The sequence below is a fragment of the Acetonema longum DSM 6540 genome (assembly GCF_000219125.1).
GTDB classification, from domain to species: Bacteria; Bacillota; Negativicutes; order Sporomusales; family Acetonemataceae; genus Acetonema; species Acetonema longum.
This window is the reverse complement of the sequence record NZ_AFGF01000283.1, coordinates 1-2,588: the sequence shown is the minus strand read 5'-3', so window position 1 is coordinate 2,588 and position 2,588 is coordinate 1. Positions and strand designations below refer to the sequence as shown.

Annotated in this window: 1 protein-coding gene; it reads right to left on the bottom strand. The window is 40.8% G+C overall.

Features of this window, described 5'->3' with window-relative positions; genetic code table 11:
* Positions 1-368: 368 nt before the first annotated feature.
* The gene (locus ALO_RS20270; RefSeq protein WP_004100041.1) at positions 369-2,438 is read right to left on the bottom strand and encodes a TonB-dependent receptor plug domain-containing protein; all 2,070 of its coding nucleotides are present in this window, start codon (positions 2,436-2,438) and stop codon (positions 369-371) included.
* Between the last annotated feature and the right edge of the window lie 150 nt (positions 2,439-2,588).

Below are 2,588 nucleotides of genomic sequence, written 5' to 3'. Positions count from 1 at the left end.
CGAGATTGTTTATCAAAAAGGCAGGGAGGACATAGAACTGCTGGACAGCATCCTGATTCCCGCCGCGCTGGGACCTTATGAAATACACGGTCCGGTGAAGCTGCTGAGAAGTTATGTTCCATAAGGTTTCCAGGCTAATTGACCAAAGTGCCGGGACGGTTCTTCCGAATCACAATCCTCATCAAGCTTCATAATGCATATAAATACAAAGGGGCCTGCGGAGATCAGAACATTGTGCAGGAGCTTAATTTAATTTTTCTGCACTCTCTTACAGGCAAGAATTAACATAAAAAGGTACTGCTTACTACAATTGTAGGCAGTACCTTTTTTTAAAATCAATTGCCCCGTTAGCTTATTCGGATAAAAACCTATATGCGGTGTTCTACTCCAACAATAAAGCTTCTCCCTGCCATCGGATATACTCCTGTACTATAGTAGGGATAGCCGCTAACTACTTCATAGCCTTCATTGGTCAGGTTATAGCCTTTAAAGTAAACCTGCGTATCGTTTGTGGCTTGGTACCGGATATTCATGTCCAAAGTTAGATATGAATCTGAAGTATAGGCTTCCGTACTGCGCCCGGTAGCTGCCAGCATTGTTAAACCGACATTCCATTTAGCCTGATTATACTTAACTCCTAAAGAATATGCATTGGGACGGCTATTGCTCAGATCCAGTGCATAATGATCAGCGCCATTTTGTTTCTCCACTTTTGAATAAGAGTATCCGGCATTGACATTCCAACGGTCAGACAGGTTTCTCTCTACATTCAACTCCAAACCTTGTCTTTTTTCACGATCCACGTTGACCCACCAGCCAACGTAATCAACCGGATTCACATACTCCCAATCGATAGCATCTTTCAGCCTGCTTTGATAGATACTGGCCTGCAAACTTGTTTTCTTACCGAGTTTGGTATCCATACCCAGCGTAACTGTTTCGGACGTTTCCGGTTTTAAATCCGGATTGGGCAGCCATGTCGCTGTATGGGCATAGAGATCTAGTATTCTCGGATTTTTAACCGCTTGCCCCCAAGAGATATATACATTCGTATCCGAAGATAATGCTTTATTCAGGGATACATGAGAAGTAACATCACTGCCGAAAGTACTATGGTGATCATAGCGGTTGCCTAATGTTAGCGAGTAATTATTGTTTAACTTCCACCGGTTCTCTATAAAAGCGGCGCTCGTCGTAACATCCCCCTGTAAATTCACACCGCCGGTCAGTTCTTTTACTTCTTCCTTTCGTAATTCGGCACCGCCAACCAAGATATAATTCTCGTTTATCATCCAGCTTTGCTGCCATTCCGCCCCAGCTGCTTTGAGATCATAGTCATAAAGACTGCCACTAGGGTAAAGAGTACTTCCCTCACTATTATTTTGATAGATATGAAAACTATCCGCCCCACCTTGTCTTTTATTCCATGAATAAGTCAGTGCAACATTAGAATCGGAAAGCTTCCTGCGCGTATTCGGATTAGAAACAGTACCCGTATCTACATCAGCCAGCATAATGCCAAAGCCGCCATTGTCCTTCATACTCTCGACTGCCAGCGAAAGCTCATTATCATTACCAAATTGTTTATCTATACGTAGATTTACATATTCTTTATCAACTTCACTGGAATTAAATTCTCTGTTATTCCCTGTCCTTGGGTTCTCATAACTAAAATTATCCCTCTTTTGTTTATCTACTGTCAGCAAGTAGCGTATATCTTTGTCAACACCTTCTGTCGTTAAGGCATAACGTTCAAAATTCCATGTGCCGAATTCCGTCGTTATTTTTGTATTGCTTTCTTTGGCCTGTTTTGTAATGATGTTGATAACACCGCCGACAGCCGCACTGCCGTACAAAGAAGAATTGGGGCCGCGTACAATTTCAATGCGTTCAATATTCTTTACGGCGATACTATCAATGTTCGTCCCATTCAAGCTAAAGCCGTTATAGTGCGAATAATTCATTTTTCTGCCATCGACCATGATAAGAACACGTTCATCGCCATTAAGGATGGGGTAAGAACCAACACCGCTTGTTCCCATATTTATACTATTTGCGGTCAAGATATCAGAGACTTTGCTATAAGTGCCTTTTTCAATCTCTTCATTTCCTATAATGGTAACATTGGCCGCTACTTCATTCTTTTTTACTGGAATACGGCTTGCGGTCACAACATATTCATCCAAATTAGATTGCTGTTCTTCCGCATATGCGTCATCTGCTATCCCCCATAATATTGCACTGCAGATTAAACTGCACAGCAGTCCGCTAACTTTTTTTTCATTAAACCCGCTCCTTATGTTGATCTTTTTTGCGAGCATCAATATTCGATATTGATTATCATTATCATTACAAAGACTATAATATATGGAGATTTTATCCTTGTCAATAACCTCTGGAGCAAAATAACCTTGTAATTCATTTCTTTTAAGAAGCATAATGTCATGATCTTTTCGGCAGGTTATAATGCTCCCATAGGCTGAGGCACAAAAAAGAAGAAATAAGTTATAATGGGAGTATGAATAAGCGAAGTCAGTATTCATTAGTCATACTGATATAGGAGTGAAGGAAATGGATAAAAATGAAGA

Excerpts from the sequence above, each read along its gene's own strand:
- ALO_RS20270 (WP_004100041.1), bottom strand. The coding sequence starts at position 2,438 with ATGCTTCTTAAAAGAAATGAATTACAAGGTTATTTTGCTCCAGAGGTT.